Source organism: Xanthomonas sp. 3498, from assembly GCF_014199795.1.
GTDB lineage: Bacteria > Pseudomonadota > Gammaproteobacteria > Xanthomonadales > Xanthomonadaceae > Xanthomonas_A > Xanthomonas_A rydalmerensis.
The window spans coordinates 13953-30326 of sequence record NZ_JACHOH010000010.1 but is presented as its reverse complement, the minus strand read 5'-3'; the positions used below and the strand labels follow the sequence as shown (position 1 = coordinate 30326).

Here is a 16374-nt window from a genome sequence, read left to right as displayed (position 1 = left end):
CCGGATCTTCAGATTCAGATAGTTGGGTTTGTAGGCGAGGTGGGTTTGGGAGCTTTAGCGAATCCCCAATCCCGAATCCCGAATCCCACGAGCGGAGCGAGCGAGTAATGGCAGGCGGACGCGAAATCAAATCCAAGATCAAGAGCGTGCAGAACACCCGCAAGGTGACGCGCGCGCTCGAGATGGTCTCGGCCTCCAAGATCCGCAAGGCGCAGGATCGGATGAAGACCTCGCGTCCCTACGCGCAGGCGATGAAGCAGGTGATCGGGCATCTGGCGCAGGCCAGCACCGACTACACGCATCCGTTCCTGGTGCAGCGCGAGTCGGTCAAGCGCGTCGGCTACATCGTGATCTCCTCCGATCGCGGCCTGGCCGGCGGCCTGAACAACAACCTGTTCCGCAAGATGCTGGGCGAAGTGCGCCAGTGGCAGGACCAGGGCGCGGGCGTGGACGTGGTCACCATCGGCCAGAAGGCCTCGGTGTTCTTCCGCCGGCTCAAGGTGGACATGGTCGGCAGCGTCAGCCACCTGGGCGACCTGCCGCGCGTGGAGCAGTTGATCGGCGTCATCAAGGTGATGCTGGACGCGTTCACCGAAGGCAAGCTGGACCGCGTGTATCTGGTCTACAACCGCTTCGTCAACACGATGACGCAGAAGGCCAGCTTCGACCAGCTGCTGCCGCTGCCGGCGGCCGAGAGCCAGGTCGCGCACCACGACTGGGACTACCTGTACGAACCCGATGCCGCGACCGTGCTCGAGCACGTGATGACGCGCTACATCGAGTCGCTGGTGTACCAGGCGGTGCTGGAGAACGTGGCGTCCGAGCATGCGGCGCGCATGGTCGCGATGAAGGCGGCCAGCGACAACGCCAGCAAGCTGATCAGCACCTTGCAGTTGGTCTACAACAAGGCGCGTCAGGCTGCGATCACCCAGGAAATTTCCGAAATCGTCGGCGGCGCAGCGGCCGTGTAGTGCCGGGATTCGGGATTGGAGAGTCGGGATTGGCAAGAGCAGCGCAGCGCGCTTTTGCGAATCCCGAATCGCGAATCCCCAATCACGAAATCCATGGGATGGCGCAGGCCATCCGGACAGAACTAAAGCTAACCGGAGCAGCAAAATGAGTCAGGGCAAGATCGTTCAGATCATCGGCGCGGTCGTCGACGTCGAATTCGCGCGTGCCGATGTGCCGAAGATTTACGACGCACTGAAGGTCGAAGGCACCGCCATCACGCTGGAAGTGCAGCAGCAGCTGGGCGACGGCATCGTGCGCACCATCGCCCTCGGTTCCACCGACGGCCTCAAGCGCAACCTGATCGCCACCAACACCGGCCGCGCGATCTCGGTGCCGGTCGGTGCCGGTACGCTGGGCCGCATCATGGACGTGCTGGGCCGTCCGATCGACGAGGCCGGCGACGTGCAGGCCAGCGATCACTGGGAAATCCACCGCGCGGCGCCGACCTATGAAGACCAGTCCTCGGCCACCGAGCTGCTGGAAACCGGCATCAAGGTCATCGACCTGATGTGCCCGTTCGCCAAGGGCGGCAAGGTCGGCCTGTTCGGCGGCGCCGGCGTCGGCAAGACCGTCAACATGATGGAGCTGATCAACAACATCGCCAAGGCGCACTCGGGTCTGTCCGTGTTCGCCGGCGTGGGCGAGCGTACCCGCGAGGGCAACGACTTCTACCACGAGATGAAGGACTCCAACGTCCTGGACAAGGTGGCGATGGTGTACGGCCAGATGAACGAGCCGCCGGGCAACCGCCTGCGCGTCGCGCTGACCGGCCTGACCATGGCCGAGTACTTCCGCGACGAGAAGGACGCGTCGGGCAAGGGCAAGGACGTGCTGCTGTTCGTCGACAACATCTACCGCTACACCCTGGCCGGTACCGAAGTGTCGGCGCTGCTGGGCCGCATGCCGTCGGCGGTGGGCTACCAGCCGACCCTGGCCGAGGAAATGGGCGTGCTGCAGGAGCGCATCACCTCGACCAAGTCCGGCTCGATCACCTCGATCCAGGCCGTGTACGTGCCCGCGGACGACCTGACCGACCCGTCGCCGGCGACCACCTTCGCCCACCTCGACGCCACCGTCGTGCTGTCGCGTAACATCGCCTCGCTGGGCATCTACCCGGCGGTGGATCCGCTCGATTCGACCAGCCGCCAGCTGGACCCGAACGTGATCGGCCACGAGCACTACGACACCGCCCGCCGCGTGCAGTCCACCTTGCAGAAGTACAAGGAACTGAAGGACATCATCGCGATCCTGGGCATGGACGAACTGTCCGAAGAGGACAAGCAGGCCGTGTCGCGCGCGCGCAAGATCGAGCGCTTCTTCAGCCAGCCGTTCCACGTGGCCGAAGTGTTCACCGGCTCGCCGGGCAAGTACGTGTCGCTGAAGGACACCATCCGCGGCTTCAAGGCCATCGTCGACGGCGAGTACGACCACCTGCCGGAGCAGGCCTTCTACATGGTGGGCGGCATCGAGGAAGCGGTCGAGAAGGCCAAGAAGATGGCCGAGAAGGCGTAAGCGCCGGGATTCGGCATTCGGGATTAGGGATTCGCAAGGCGGCATCGAGGACAAGGGAGTGGGTGTGAGGACCAAGCGGAGCGACCGCTTGTGCCAATCCCCAATCCCGACTCCCCAATCCCGCCTCGCGCCAGCGAGGTAATCATGAGCACCATCCGTTGCGACATCGTCAGCGCCGAGCATGAGATCTACCACGGCGACGCCACCCTGGTGGTCGCGACCGGCGAACTGGGCGAGCTGGGCATCGCGCCCAAGCACGCGCCGCTGATCACTCGGCTCAAGCCCGGCAAGGTGGTGGTGACCACCCCGAGCGGCGAGCAGCTGGACTTCGCCATTTCCGGCGGCATCCTCGAGGTGCAGCCGCAGGTGGTGACGATCCTGGCCGACACCGCGATCCGCGCGCAGGACATCGACGAGGCGTCGGTGCGAAAGGCCAAGGAAGAAGCCGAGCGCCTGCTCGCCAACCGCGGCGAAGGCATGGACGTGGCCGAGGCGCAGGCCAAGCTGGCCGAGGTCACCGCGCAGTTGCAGGCGCTGGAGCGCCTGCGCAAGAATCTCAAGCACTGAGTTCCGTGCCACGCGGCCGGCGGCCGCATGCACGACGACGACGCCGGCGTTTGCCGGCGTTGTCGTGTCTGGAGATGGGTGCTCCGCGCTTACGTGGTGCGTCCACGCGCGTGCGCCTGGATCGTCGTCGCGGCATCGATGCGGAATGCGACGCAGCGCACGGCGCTGGCTTGCTGGTCGCTGACTCGGCCGCGATGTCATGCGACAAGACTCGAGTGCGGTCATCGTTCGGTCCGCGGACTACGGCAAGATGACCGCCCGATCTGCGGTCCATCCCCCACCCGCAGACGGTTACCGGAGAATCGAGATGCCCCTGTCCGCTTCCGTTCCTCGTCCCTGCGTGCACGCGTTGACCGCCGTGCTGGCCGGCGCCCTGTTGATGGGATGCGCCTTGCCCGCACGCAGCGCCACCCCGCTGGAGCCGCTGCTGGATCGCATCGCCGAGCGCAATGCGATCGGTGACCAGGTCGCGCTGAGCAAGTGGGACAGCGGCAAACCGGTGCTGGACGCCACGCGCGAGGCCGCGGTGCTGGCGAGCGTGCGCGAGCAGGCGCCGGCCCACGGCGTGGATCCGGACGATGCGGCGCGCTTCTTCGGCATGCAGATCGAATCCAACAAGTTGGTGCAGTACGAACTGCTGTCGCGCTGGCACCTGCGCGGTCGTGCGCCCAACAGCCCGCGCCCGGACCTGACCGCGCTGCGTGCGCGCCTGGACCAACTGCAGGGCGAGATGCTGGATGCGCTGCAGGCCAGCGCCGCGGTGCGCCAGGCCTCCGACTGCCCGGCCACGACCGCGCGCGCGGCCGAGGCCTATGCGCTGCGCTGGCAGTTGGACCAGCTGCACCGCACCGCGCTGGTGCGCAGCCTGGGCGATTTCTGCCACTGAGTGGTCGCTAGCGGGCCGGCGACGGATGGCCTGCGTTGGAGGGAGGCGAAGTTGTTCTGGCGATCAGCGCCCCAGATGCGGGCCCGTCGTTCGGGCTTCGATCGTCGCGACTGAAGGGTCTCTCTAATAACGCTCGTTGCCGCGGCGCAGCCGGACATGTCTTTATCCTCGTAGGAGCGGCTTCAGCCGCGACCGGCGTTTCCGGTAGAGCTTGTCGCGGCTGAAGCCGCTCCTACAAAGGGACTGCGTGGTTATTCGAGGTTCCCTGAAGTCGCCCCCACAGGGACGCTCCCGGCATCCGCTGGCTCTTGTGGGAGGGGCTTCAGCCCCGACAGCCATCGATGCCGATTGCGCGCTGCGGCGTGCCGTCTGTATGCCCGCCGTGCTGCCAACGCTAGCGGTAGACCAGCTGCCGGCCGAGGAAGAACGACACCACCGCCAGCATGCCTTCGACCAGCGGCTTGGCCAGCCACGCCAGGCGCAGGCCCAGCCCGTGCGCACACAGCGCCACCAGCCAGGTGCTGAGCACGGTAAGCACCAGCCACATGGCCATGAAGCGGCCGAAGCGGCGCCAGCCCAGGCGTGCGGCGTCGTCGCTGGCGAAGGTGATGCGGCCGTTGAGCCAGAACCCGAGCAGGGCGCCGCAGACGCGGCCCAGCACGTTGCCCGGCACCGTCGGCATGCCGGCCGCGGTGGCGGCGACGAACACGCTCCAGTCGATCAGCAATTGCAGCAGGCCGATCAGCAGGAACTGGCTGCCCTGGCGCAGGAGACCCATGAACATCCGCAGGAGGAGACGATCGCGCATGCTAGCGCCTGCGGCGTCGATGTACAGCCCGCCGCGTGTGGCGCGGTCGTGACGGCAGGCGTGGCCGGCAGCCTCTAGAATTCGTCGTCCACCCGCAACGGAACCGCCCCATGAGCCTGCCACTGCACGTCGTGATCCTCGCCGCCGGCGCGGGCAAGCGGATGAAGTCGGTCAAGCCCAAGGTGCTGCAGCCGATCGCCGGCCGGCCGATGCTGGCGCACGTGATCGAGACCGCGCGCCAGCTGCAGCCGGATGCGATCCACATCGTCCATGGCCATGGCGGCGATGCGGTGCTGGCGGCCTTCGCCGACCAGCCGGACCTGCTGTGGGCCGAGCAGGCGCAACAGCTGGGCACCGGCCACGCGGTGCAGCAGGCGATGGCGGCCGTGCCCGACGCGGCCACGGTGCTGGTGCTGTACGGCGACGTGCCGCTGATCCGCGCCGAAACCCTGATCCGCCTGCTGCATGCGCCCGGCCGCGTCGCGGTGCTGGTGGCCGAACCGGAGGATCCCACCGGCTACGGCCGCATCGTGCGCGACGCCGCCGGCAAGGTTGCGGCGATCGTCGAGCAGAAGGATGCCGACGACGAGCAGCGGCGCATCCGCACCATCAACACCGGCATCGTCACCGCCGAGTCCACTGCGTTGAAGCGCTGGCTGGCGCAGTTGCGCAACGACAACGCGCAGCGTGAGTACTACCTGACCGATGTGTTCGCCGCGGCTGCCGCCGAGTTCACTCCGGCGGAAATGGTGCTGGTGGCCGATCCGATCGAGGCCGAGGGCGCCAACGATCCGTGGCAGCTGACGCAACTGGAGCGCGCCTGGCAGTTGCGCGCGGCGCGTGCGCTGTGCGAACAGGGCGTGCAGCTGATCGACCCGCATCGCCTGGACCAGCGCGGCCGCGTGCGTGTCGGCCACGACGTGTGCATCGACGCCAACGTGATCCTGGAAGGCGAGGTGGAACTGGGCGACGGCGTCAGCATCGGCCCGTTCGTGCGGCTGAAGGACGTGGTGCTGGGGCCCGGCACCGAGGTGCGCGCGCATTGCGATCTGGAAGGCGTAGTGGCCGAGGGCGCGGTGCAGATCGGTCCGTTCGCCCGGTTGCGACCGGGCACGGTGCTGGCCGATGGCGTGCACATCGGCAATTTCGTCGAGACCAAGAAGGCGGTGCTCGGTGTCGGCAGCAAGGCCAATCATCTGACCTATCTGGGCGATGCCACCATCGGCAGCGGCGTCAACGTCGGCGCCGGCGTGATCACCTGCAACTACGACGGCGTCAACAAGTCGCAGACGGTGATCGGCGATGGCGTGTTCGTCGGCTCCAACAGCGCGCTGGTGGCGCCGCTGGAGATCGGCGAGGGCGCCACCATCGGTGCCGGCTCGGTGATTACCCGCAGCGCGCCGGCCGGAAAGCTGAGCGTGGCACGGGTGCGGCAGGAAACCGTCGAGGGCTGGAAACGCCCGGGCAAGCGCGACTGAGGCATGGCCAGGCACATCCGCCTGGCGCGCGAGCACGAGCTGGCGCGGTTGCCGGAAATCGAGCGGCGCGCCGGCGCCCTGCTGCAGGGCCATGCGGCGCAGGCCGTATTCGCGGCGCATGCGTTGGATACGCAGGCGTTGCGCGCCGGACTGGCGCGCGGGCAGCTCTGGGTGGCGGTGGACGAGGACGAGCGTTGCGTCGGCTATCTGCTGGGCGGGCGCCTGGACGACGGCTTCCATGTGCTACAGATGGATGTGGATCCCGATGCCGGGCGCCGCGGCCATGGTCGGGCGCTGCTGCGGCATGCACGCGCGGTCGCCGTGGCCGCCGGCTTCCCGTGCATGCTGCTCACGACCTTGCGCGATGTGCCGTGGAACGCCCCGTTCTACGCCAGCGAAGGCTTCGCCGAGCTGCCGCCTGCGCAGTGGGGACCGCAGCTGCGCGCCACCTGGCAACAGGAAGCCGCACTCGGTTTTCCGATGCAACTGCGGGTGGCGATGCGTTGTCCGTTGCCGTCGCGCTGACGCGCGGCAATCGGCGCCCCCGGTCGCGGGCGTAGCGTTGCACGGTGCCGAGTGGACGTCGTGCACGTCCAACGCGTTTCTCGCGCCGGCCATGGTCGCTTCATCGGCAAGACCGATGTCGAACCAACGGTCAAGGAATGCACGCTGGTCATCGCGGAGTGAGAGAGCACTTGGCCATCGACCGTGGCGCAGCATCGAACGCGTCGTGCGCGTCCACACCCACAGTGACGGCCCTCGCCGCGAGCTAGATCATCACCCGCAGCCTCACCCGCGATTACGCTCTCCGGGTCCCGGGTCCCGGGTCCCGGGTCCCGGGTCCCCAATCCCCAATCCCCAATCCCGGCTCCAAAAACACTCAGCCCCGCTCCCCCTGCGGCAACTGCACCGTCACGCACAACCCGCCTTGGTCGCGGTTGTGCAGCGACAGGCGGCCGCCGTGGGCTTCGACGATCTCGCGGGTCAGGGCCAGGCCCAGGCCTGTGCCGTTGCGCTTGGTCGAATAGAACGGCATCAGCGCGTTGTGCAGCACCGCCTCGTTCATGCCGCTGCCGCGGTCCAGCACTTCCAGGCGCAGCCAGTCCGGGCGTGTGGACACACGCACGCGCACGCCGTCGGCCGGCGTCTGTCCCTCGGGCAGGGATTCGTGCGCGTTCTTGACCAGGTTGAGCAGCGCCTGCTGCAGTTGCGCCGGATCGACCCGGCTGTGCAGGTCCGGCGACTCCAGGTCCAGCGCGAACGGAATCTGCTGCTGCAGCCCGGCCAGGAACTGCGCCCAGTGCACCGTCTGCAGTTGCGGCTGTGGCAGCTTGGCGAAGCGCGCGTAGCCGCGGATGAAGCCTTCCAGGTGCCGCGCGCGTTCCTCGATGGTGCCGAACACCTCTTCCAGCCGCTCCACCTTCTGCCGCCGCACCAGTTCGGCGCCGGAGTGCGCCAGCGAGGCGATCGGCGCCAGCGAGTTGTTGAGCTCATGGCTGATGACCCGGATGACCTTCTTCCACGTATGCACTTCCTGGCGGCGCAGCTCGGCGGTGAGCAGGCGGATCAGCAGCAGTTCGTGCGGGCGGCCGTTGAGATGGAAGCGGCGCTGCGACAGGTGGTAGATCTGCTCCTCGTCCGGATCCTCGTCGCCGCCCTCGATCGCAAACAGGCTGTCGCCGCCGCGCGAGATCGCCTCACGCAGCGGGGCCGGCACGCCGAGCAACAGGTCGTCCAGTCGCTGGCCTTCCAGCTTCCAGCCGCTGTGCAGCAGCTTGCGCGCGGCCAGGTTGGAGAACACCACGCGGCGCAGGCCGTCGCCGCCCTTGGAGGTGAGCAGCATCGCCACCGGGGTGTTCTGCACCATGGTGTCGAGCATCAGCTCGCGCTGCGCCAGGCCCTGGCGTTGCTCGCGCAGGATCTCGCCCAGTTGCGCGTGCGCGGCGACCATCTCGCCCAGTTCGTCGTCGCCGCGCCAGTGCACGCCGAAGTTGTACTCGCCGTCGCGATAGCTGCTGACGGTGCCGGCCAGGGCGCGGAACACCGAGCGCATTGGCGCGGTGGCGCGGCGCAGCGTCCACCACATCAGCAGCAGCAGGGCCAGCGTCGAGGCCGTCACCACTTCCCAGCCGCGGTCCATCCAGTAGGCCAGCAGCCACGGCAAGGCCGCCGCCAGCGCCAGCACCGGCAGCAGGCGCAGGAACAGCATGGCTGTGAAGGAGCGGCGCAGTTTCATTCGCGCGGGATGCCGTAGCGGTCCATGCGCCGGTACAGCGCCTGCCGGCTCATGCCCAGTTCGGCGGCGGCCTGGGCGATGACGCCGTGCGCGCGGCCCAGTTCGGCCACGATGCGCTCGCGGTCGGGCTCGGCGGCGGCGGTCATGCGCGGCGCCGCGGGCTTCGGCAGGTTGAGGTCGGCGGCCTCGATCTGCGCGCCGCTGGCCAGCAGTTCGGCGCGCTGCACCACGTTGCGCAGTTCGCGCACGTTGCCGGGCCAGGCGTGGCGCTGCAGTGCCTGGCAGGCGCCGGACGACAGCGGCTTGTCGCCGGAGAGGAAGTGCTCGGCCAACGGCACGATGTCGCCGGGGCGCTCGGCCAGCGCCGGCAGCGACAGTTCCACCGCGTTGAGCCGGTAGTACAGATCCTCGCGGAAGCTGCCCTCGCGGATCATCGCGGTCAGGTCGGCGTTGGTGGCGCTGATCACCCGCACCTTGACCTGCCGCTCGCGGTTGGAACCGAGCCGCTCGAAGCGGCCGGTCTCCAGCACCCGCAGCAGCTTCATCTGCCCGGCCAGCGACAGGTTGCCGATCTCGTCCAGGAACAGGGTGCCGCCGTCGGCGGCCTCGAACTTGCCCTCGCGCACCTTGTTGGCGCCGGTGTAGGCGCCGGCCTCGGCGCCGAACAGTTCGGCCTCGATCAGGTCGGCCGGGATCGCGCCGCAGTTCAGCGCCACGAACGGGCCGCGTCGCACCGAGGAATTGGCCTGGATGATCTGCGCGATCTTCTCCTTGCCGCTGCCGTTGGGGCCGGTGATCAGTACCGGCAGTTCCGAACGCGCGACCTGGCAGGCCAGGGCGATGGCGCGCTCGCTGGCGGGGTCGGCGAACACCGCGCCGCACAGGTCGTAGCGCTGCGCCAGTTGCTGACGATGGCGGCGCTCGCCGTCGCGGCGGCGCTCCAGTTCGCGGCGCGTCTCGGACAGTTCCAGCAGGTTGTTGACCGTGGTCAGCAGCTTGCGGTCGTCCCAGGGTTTGGCCAGGTAGTCGGCGGCGCCCGCCTTGACCAGTTCCACCGCGCTGCTGAGCTGGGTCCAGGCGGTCAGCAGGATCACCGGCAGGTCCGGATGGCGCGTGCGGATCGCCTCGAACAGGGCCACGCCTTCCTCGCCGGAGGTGGTGTCGGCGGTGAAGTTCATGTCCTGCAGGACCAGGTCGATGTCGCCTTCGCCCAGGCGCTGTAGGCCAGCTTGCGGGCTGTCGGCATACACGGTGTCGATGTCGTGCAGGGAGAACAGCACTTCCAGCGCAGTGGCGACCGCGGGGTTGTCGTCGATGATCAGCAGGCAGGGCATCGTGCACCTTGGGCGCGGGTCGGCGCGCCGGTGGAGGAAAACGGATCAGGCCGCATCATCGCAGCCTGCGTCCGGCTTGTCGTGTGTCCGCGCATCGCTGGCTCAGACACTGCGCGTGGCCACTGCCGGCGGCACCGCGGCGGCGCGGCGCGCGGGCGCCAGTATCGCCAGCTGGCCGAGCAGCAAGAGCGCTGCAGCGACGGCCGGCAGGTAGACCAGCGGCAAGCGTGGCAGATCGTAGCGCTGCAAAAGCGCGTGATTGAGCAGCAATGCCAGCACCATGCCCACGGCGCTGCCGGCGCTCACGATCAGCAGGTTTTCGGTCCGAAAATGCCACAGGATGTCGCGACGGGTCGCGCCGATGGCACGGCGGATGCCGATCTGGCGCGTGCGTTGCTGCACCCAGAAGCTGGCCAGGCCGCCGATGCCCAGGGCGGTCACGAACAACAGGCCCGTGGTCGCCGCGAGCAGCAACCCGATCATGGTGGCATCGCGCTGGAAATAGCGCTGCCGCAGCTGGGAGTAGCTGCGGCGCCCTTCGCGCGGAATCAGCCGCAGCGGCCCCGCCTTTGCCAGCGCGCCGGCCGCTGCGGCCAGGACCCGTTCGCGGTCCTGCGGCGCGCTGCGCAACAGGTATTGCACGTGGTTGCCCGCGGGAAGCTGCGGCGACAGTGCGGCAAGATGGTCGACCGTTGCGCCACGCAGCGTCGTGCGCAGCAGATCGTCGACGACGCCGACGACGATGGCGCCCTGGACTCCGCCATACAGCGTTTTGCCGACCGCAGGTTGACCTGGCCACAGTTGCTGCGCCAGCGTGCGGGTGACGATCACCGCGCTTGGCGAGGCGGTGGAATATTCGTCGGCACGGAAGTCGCGGCCGGCGATCAGGTGCGCGCCCATGGCCTGCACGAAACCTTGCGAGCCGGCGTAATACGTGGCCTGGATGCACCCTGTATTGTCCATCGAATGCTGCGCCATCGCGCGGTCCAGCGTCTGCCGGTCGGGGCAACCGCCATAGTCGTTGGCGCCGCCGGACAGCGGCAGGCTGAAGCCGATCGCGGCGGCTGCGGTGACACCGGGGATGCTGCGCAACGCCCGCAGATCGGATTGTTGCTGGGCCAACGCATTGCCATCGCTCTGGACGCCGCGGACCGAGATCAGCGCGAGTTCTTGCTCCGGCAAGCCGCTGGGGACCCGCAACCGTTCGATGCGCCCACCGATCAGGAACACGGCGTTGGCGACGAAGGCGCAGGTCAGCGCGACCTGCAGCGCCAGCAGCGTGGCGGTGAGGCGGTGATGTTGCAGGCTGGAGAGGATGGGGCGGATCGGCAGATTCATGTCAGGTCCTTGATCTGCAGGGCGGGGTTGATCCGGCTCGCCCGCCATGCGGGCAGCAGGCCCGCCAGCAGCGCGGCGATCACCGCCAGCGCCACGGTGGCGAGCAGCATCTGCAGGTCCATCCGCGCCAGCCTGGCGTAGTCGTCCGGGCGCTGGCGCACGCTCCACAGGCCCAGCTCGGCGATCGCGATGCCCAAGCTGCCACCGAGCAGCCCGATCAGTGCGGCTTCGCTGCCGAACTGCAGGAACACATGGCTCCGGCGGGCGCCGAGCGCGCGCCGCACGCCGATCTCGCCGCCGCGACGCAGGAATTTCGCCAGCAGCAAGGCGATCACGTTGACCAGACAGATCCAGAGGAAGCCCAGTGCCAGCAGCGTCTGCAGGCGCACATCGTCGGGCACCATCCGCAGGTGGCGCAGCCAGTCCATCAACGCATACAGTCGTGCCCGCTCCGGCGGGCGCTGGAAGCGTCCGCTGGCGTGTTGTGTCGCGGCATAGTCGTAGAGCAGGCGCTGGTAGTCGGCGACCTGCTGCGGCGTGTCCAGCCGCACCCAGAATTGCAGCCAGCTGGTCGAAGGATCTTTTAATCGCGCCGCGTCGTCGCCGCTGACCTTGTCCCAGCTACTGATGTTGCCGTTGACGTCCAGCGCCAGTTCCATCGCGGTCGACAGCGGCAGGAAGAAATCGTCCTGCTGGCCGAAACTGCCCTTGCTGCCCGGATCGCCATAGAACAGCGGTTGCGGATTCCATGGGCCGGCTACGCCGATCACCTCGAAGCCGATGCGCTTTTCCCCGAGCGCCACCCGCTGGCCGACCGGGTCGCGCGCACCGAACAGGGTATCGGCCAGGGTGCGGCTCAGCACGATGACACGGGCATGGTTCTGGTCGTCCTGTGCGCTCCAGCCGCGTCCGCGCTGCAACGGGATGCCGAACAGGGCGAAGAACCCGGCGCTGGCGTAGCGCCCGCTCAGGTCGAGCGGCGCTTGGGCCCCGCGCGGTGGCCACAGCAACGCCTGCCCGCCGGTCATCGCCGCCTGTGGCGTGGCCGGGGCGGCGCGCAGCAGCGCCATGGCGTCGGGCCAGGTGAGGTTGTCAGCCGGATCGCTCCACTCCTGGCTATCGGGGTAACTGGCCGGCAACGGGTCAAGATGCGGGGTGTAGAGCGCAGCGCTTCTGCCCGGCAGCGGATCGCGCGACATCACATGCAGCACCGTCAGCATGGTCATGCTCGCGCCGATGCCCAGGCCGATCGCCAGCACCATCAACGCGGTGGCGACCGGCGTACGCCGCAGGCTGCGCCAGGCCAGCGGCAGATAATAGTTCAACATGCGACAGCTCCTTCCTTGGGGGGTGGCCGCGTCGGGTCAGACACTGCGCGTGGCCACCGCCGGCGGCACCGCGGCGGCGCGGCGCGCGGGCGGCAGCACCGCGAGCTGGCCGAGCAGCCACAGCACCAGCGCGCCGACCGGCAGGTACCACAGCGGCAGCCGCGGCAACTCGTAGGCGCTCATCAGGTACAGGTTGGCGGCGTAGGCCAGCAACATGCCCAGCACGATGCCGGTGCTGGCGAGCAGGAAGTTCTCCAGTTGGAAATGCCGCAGGATCTGCGTGCAGGTGGCGCCGAGCGCGCGGCGGATGCCGATCTGCTTGGTGCGTTGCTGCACCCAGAAGCTGGTCAGGCCGACGATGCCCAGCGCGGTGATCAGCAGCAGCGCCACGCTCACGCCGACCAGCAGCCAGGCCATCGCCTGGTCGTCGCGGTAGTAGGCCGCGCGCGCCTGCTGCAAGGTCTTGGCGCCGTTCACCATGCGCCGTGGACCGTGTTGCGACAGCGTCGCCTTGGCTTGCCGCAATATCGCCTCGCGCTGCGCCGGGTCGCTTACGCGCAGCAGGTAGGTGCCGTGATCGTAGGGAACGTTCACCGGGAACAGCATCGTGTCTTCGTACTGGCCGGTGGTCCCGCCTTCGCGGGGCTGCACCAGGCGCTGCACCACGCCGACGACGCGGTGTTCGCCGTAGACGTAGATGGTGCGGCCCACCGCGTTCTGGCCGGAGAACAGGCGTTGCGCCAGCGACTGGCTGAGGATGACCGAGGGCGGGATGCGCTTGGCGACCGGATCGCGCAGTTGCGCGTAGTCGATGAACTCGTCTTCCGCGAAGCGGCGCCCTGCGACCAGATGCAGCCCCAGGGTGTCGAGCAGCCGTGCGTCGCCGAAGTACTGCACCGCATGCAGGGTGCTGCGTTCCTGGTCCGGGCGCAGCGACACGCCGCTGTAGCCGAGCGAATCGCCGAACAGTGCCTGGTTGATGATGCTGGCGTCGCGCACACCGGGGATGCGGCGCAGCGCGTCCAGGTCGGCCCGTGTCTGCGCGGCGCCGTTGCCGTCGCTGACCACGCTGCGGCTTCGCAGTTGCACCAGTTCCCGCTCGGCGACGCCGCTAGGCCGGTGCATGCGTTCGAGCCGTTGATCGATCAGGAACAGCGCATTGCAGACCACGGCGCAACTGAAGGCGATCTCCAGCACGATCAGGCCGGCGGCGACGCGGTGCTTGCGCAGACTGGAGAGGATGGGATGGAGGGACACGGCGGGAGTTCCTGGCGGAGAGGGGCGCGTGCGGCGCGTCATTGCGACTTGAGTTGCAGGGCGGTGGGCACGCGCATCGCCTGCCAGGCCGGCAGCAGCCCGGCGAGCAGGCTGCTGCCCAGGCTCAACGCCAGCGCGAGCAGCAGCATGCGGCCATCCATGTGCGCCAGCGCGGCGTAAGTGGACGGCTGCTGCCGCACCAGCCAGGTGCCGATCCACGCCAGCAGCAGGCCGCCGCTGCCGCCGACCACGCCGATCGCCGCCACTTCGACCAGGTGCTGGGCGAAGATCGCGCGGCGCGAGGCGCCCAGCGCGCGGCGCACGCCGATCTCGCCGCTGTGGCGCAGGAACTTGGCCAGCATCAGCCCGGCGGTATTGAGCAGGCAGATGCCCAGGAACGCCAACGCCAGCCACACCTGCAGGCGCACGTCGGAGGGGACGGCGTGGTTGCGGTCCAGCCAGGTCATCACGTCGCTGAGGCGGATGTCCGGCGGATGGCGGAAGCGGCCGGCGTCGCGCTGCTGCTGCGCATAGGCCTGCAGCGCGTCCAGGTAGGCGGCGCGCTTGTTGGGGCTATCCAGCTCCACCCAGTACTGGATCCAGGCGCAGGACGCGCTCTCGCTGGTCTTGTCGCCACCGCTGTCGCCCCAGCAGGACATCGAACCGCTGACGTCCAGGTCCAGGTCGCGCGCGGTGGAGAACGGCACGAACACGTCCTCGCTGTCGCCGTATTCGTTGTTGGTGAGGTCGTAGAAGCGCGGGTTCATGTCCCAGGCGTCGATCACCCCGACCACGCGCAGCACCGCATCGCCGAGCTGCAGCTGGCGGCCGATGCTGTCCACGTCGCCGAACAGCTGGGTATTGAGCCGCCGCGAAATCACCGCCACGCGCGCGCGCCGGGCGTCGTCGTCCGCGGTCCAGGCATGCCCGTAGCGCATCGGCACGGCGAACATCGGGAAGAAGTCGGCGCTGGTGTAGCGCGCTTCGGCGCCGAACGGCGTCAGCTGCGGCTGCGTCGGCACCACGGTCACGCTGCCGGCCGACATCAGCGCCTGGCGATCGCCGCGCCTGTCGCGCAGCAGCGCCTCGGCATCGCGGCGGGTCAGTTGCTGCGGGTCGGTGTCGTTCGGATCGTAATGGTCGTCCGGCTCGACGTTGAATTCGACGTTGAACAGCTGCGCGCTCTTGCCGGGAATGGGATCGGCCGCCAGCACATGGAACACGGTCAGCGTGGTCATCGACGCGCCGATGCCGACCGCGATCGCCAGCACCATCAGGGCGGTGAGCAGGCGGTTGCGGCGGAAGCTGTGCAGCGCCAGTTTGCAGTAGTAGCCGACCATCGGGGAGCCTGAAGAAAAAAGGCCGGCCGGAGCCGGCCAAGGGGAGGGGTCAGGTGCTGCGGGTGGCGACGGCCGGCGGCACGTCGGCGGCGCGCCGCGCCGGCGCGAACACCGCGATCTGGCCGAGCAGCCACAGCGCCACCGCACCGATCGGCAGGTAGGCCAGCGGCAGCCGCGGCAGTTCGTACTTGCCCATCAGCCACTGGTTGATGGCGTAGGCCAGCAGCATGCCCAGCACGATGCCGGTGCTGGCCAGCAGGAAGTTCTCGGTCTGGAAATAGCGCAGGATCTGTCCGCGGGTGGCGCCGAGCGCGCGGCGGATGCCGATCTGCTTGGTGCGCTGCTGCACCCAGAAGCTGGCCAGGCCGACGATGCCCAGTGCGGTGACCACCAGCAACGCCACGCAGACCGCGCCGAGCAGCCACACCATCGCGCGGTCGCCCTGGAAGTAGTCGTCGCGGATCTCTCTGTAGGTCTGCTGCTTGAGCACCAGGCGGCTGCTGTCGACCTTCATCAAGGCCGCGGTCGCCGCGTTCAGCACTTCCTGGCGCCGCGCCGGGTCGGTGACCCGCAGCACGTACAGCCCGTCGGTGTACTTCAGGCGTAACGGCAGCAGCATCGCGTAGTCGATCTCGGCCAGGCCGCTGGCGGCGGTGGGGCGCGCCAGCGGGTCGACGATGCCGACGACGCGGGCGCCCACCGGGCCGGTATACACCGTCTTGCCCAGCGCGTTCTGACCCGGAAACATCTTTTCCGCGGTGGCGCGGTTGAGGATGATGGCGGTGCCTTTCTCTCGGATCTGCTTGTCGGTCTGGGCGGCGTCCATATCCATGTACTCGTCGGGCGCGAAATCGCGTCCGGCCACCAGCTTCAGGCCAAGGGTCTTCAGCGTGCCCTCTTCGGCCATGTATTGCGCCGCGTTGAGAGTGGGGCGCTCCTGGTCCGGGGTCAGCGACAGGCTGGTGTTCCAGGAGTAGTGCACGAACGGCACCTGGTTGAGCAGCGTGGCGTTGCGCACGCTGGGCACGGCGCGCAACGCGGCCAGGTCCTCGCGGGTGCGGGCGGCGGCGTTGACCTGCTGGCCGATGCCGCCCAGCGAGATCGTCACCAGTTCCGACTCGGCGATGCCGCTGGGCCGGTGCAGGGTCTCGATGCGGTTGCCGATCAGGAATAGCGCATTGCAGACGATCGCGCAGGCCAGGGCGATCTCCAGCACGATCAGCGCGGCGGCGGTCTTGTGCCGGCGCAAGGTGGACAGGATGGGGCGGATATCCATGGC

The 16374-nt window shown here is 68.5% G+C and carries 14 protein-coding genes; 6 read left to right on the top strand and 8 right to left on the bottom strand.

The window, feature by feature from the left end:
* The first annotated feature begins 107 nt into the window (after window positions 1–107).
* The 4 genes from atpG to GGR66_RS20425 all read left to right on the top strand — a co-directional run bounded on the left by atpG (window position 108) and on the right by GGR66_RS20425 (window position 3976).
* Window positions 108–971: a F0F1 ATP synthase subunit gamma gene (gene atpG / locus GGR66_RS20440; protein ID WP_048492349.1), complete on the top strand. Its 864-nt coding sequence runs from the start codon at window positions 108–110 to the stop codon at window positions 969–971.
* Window positions 972–1116: 145 nt separating this feature from the next.
* Window positions 1117–2523, top strand: coding sequence for a F0F1 ATP synthase subunit beta (gene atpD, locus GGR66_RS20435; RefSeq protein WP_160969252.1), 1407 nt, complete (start codon window positions 1117–1119; stop codon window positions 2521–2523).
* A 144-nt stretch (window positions 2524–2667) separates the two neighbouring features.
* Window positions 2668–3090 carry a F0F1 ATP synthase subunit epsilon gene (locus tag GGR66_RS20430; RefSeq protein WP_019796279.1) on the top strand — a complete coding sequence of 141 codons (423 nt, stop codon included), beginning with the start codon at window positions 2668–2670 and terminating at the stop codon, window positions 3088–3090.
* 307 nt (window positions 3091–3397) lie between these two features.
* Window positions 3398–3976 carry a chorismate mutase gene (locus GGR66_RS20425; protein WP_184450326.1) on the top strand — a complete coding sequence of 193 codons (579 nt, stop codon included), beginning with the start codon at window positions 3398–3400 and terminating at the stop codon, window positions 3974–3976.
* Window positions 3977–4370: 394 nt separating this feature from the next.
* On the opposite strand, the gene GGR66_RS20420 is transcribed toward GGR66_RS20425, so the two are convergent.
* A complete protein-coding gene (locus GGR66_RS20420; protein ID WP_184450323.1) occupies window positions 4371–4754 on the bottom strand; it encodes a GtrA family protein in 384 nt (127 codons plus the stop codon).
* Between the two features lie 140 nt (window positions 4755–4894).
* On the opposite strand from GGR66_RS20420, the gene glmU reads away from it, so the two are divergent.
* Together glmU and GGR66_RS20410 are read left to right on the top strand one after the other, a co-directional pair.
* Window positions 4895–6262 (top strand): bifunctional UDP-N-acetylglucosamine diphosphorylase/glucosamine-1-phosphate N-acetyltransferase GlmU, encoded by a 1368-nt coding sequence (gene glmU, locus GGR66_RS20415; RefSeq protein ID WP_184450321.1) that lies wholly within the window; start codon window positions 4895–4897, stop codon window positions 6260–6262.
* Window positions 6263–6265: 3 nt separating this feature from the next.
* Window positions 6266–6787 (top strand): GNAT family N-acetyltransferase, encoded by a 522-nt coding sequence (locus GGR66_RS20410; protein WP_184450319.1) that lies wholly within the window; start codon window positions 6266–6268, stop codon window positions 6785–6787.
* Window positions 6788–7142: 355 nt separating this feature from the next.
* Here the strand turns inward: GGR66_RS20410 and GGR66_RS20405 are convergent, their stop codons facing one another.
* From GGR66_RS20405 to GGR66_RS20375, 7 genes are all read right to left on the bottom strand, one after another.
* Window positions 7143–8498 carry a HAMP domain-containing sensor histidine kinase gene (locus GGR66_RS20405; RefSeq protein WP_184450317.1) on the bottom strand — a complete coding sequence of 452 codons (1356 nt, stop codon included), beginning with the start codon at window positions 8496–8498 and terminating at the stop codon, window positions 7143–7145.
* The gene (locus GGR66_RS20400; RefSeq protein WP_184450315.1) at window positions 8495–9832 is read right to left on the bottom strand and encodes a sigma-54 dependent transcriptional regulator; all 1338 of its coding nucleotides are present in this window, start codon (window positions 9830–9832) and stop codon (window positions 8495–8497) included. The genes GGR66_RS20405 and GGR66_RS20400 overlap by 4 nt, the downstream gene beginning before the upstream one ends.
* Window positions 9833–9934: 102 nt before the next feature.
* Window positions 9935–11170, bottom strand: coding sequence for an FtsX-like permease family protein (locus GGR66_RS20395; RefSeq protein WP_184450429.1), 1236 nt, complete (start codon window positions 11168–11170; stop codon window positions 9935–9937).
* Window positions 11167–12498, bottom strand: a complete 1332-nt coding sequence (locus tag GGR66_RS20390; protein WP_160969240.1) for an ABC transporter permease — start codon at window positions 12496–12498, stop codon at window positions 11167–11169. Before GGR66_RS20390 ends, GGR66_RS20395 begins: the two co-directional genes overlap by 4 nt.
* A 36-nt stretch (window positions 12499–12534) precedes the next feature.
* Window positions 12535–13755 (bottom strand): FtsX-like permease family protein, encoded by a 1221-nt coding sequence (locus GGR66_RS20385; protein WP_184450312.1) that lies wholly within the window; start codon window positions 13753–13755, stop codon window positions 12535–12537.
* Window positions 13756–13793: 38 nt separating this feature from the next.
* Window positions 13794–15095 carry an ABC transporter permease gene (locus tag GGR66_RS20380; RefSeq protein ID WP_184450310.1) on the bottom strand — a complete coding sequence of 434 codons (1302 nt, stop codon included), beginning with the start codon at window positions 15093–15095 and terminating at the stop codon, window positions 13794–13796.
* A 49-nt stretch (window positions 15096–15144) separates the two neighbouring features.
* Window positions 15145–16371, bottom strand: coding sequence for an FtsX-like permease family protein (locus tag GGR66_RS20375; protein ID WP_184450308.1), 1227 nt, complete (start codon window positions 16369–16371; stop codon window positions 15145–15147).
* Between the last annotated feature and the right edge of the window lie 3 nt (window positions 16372–16374).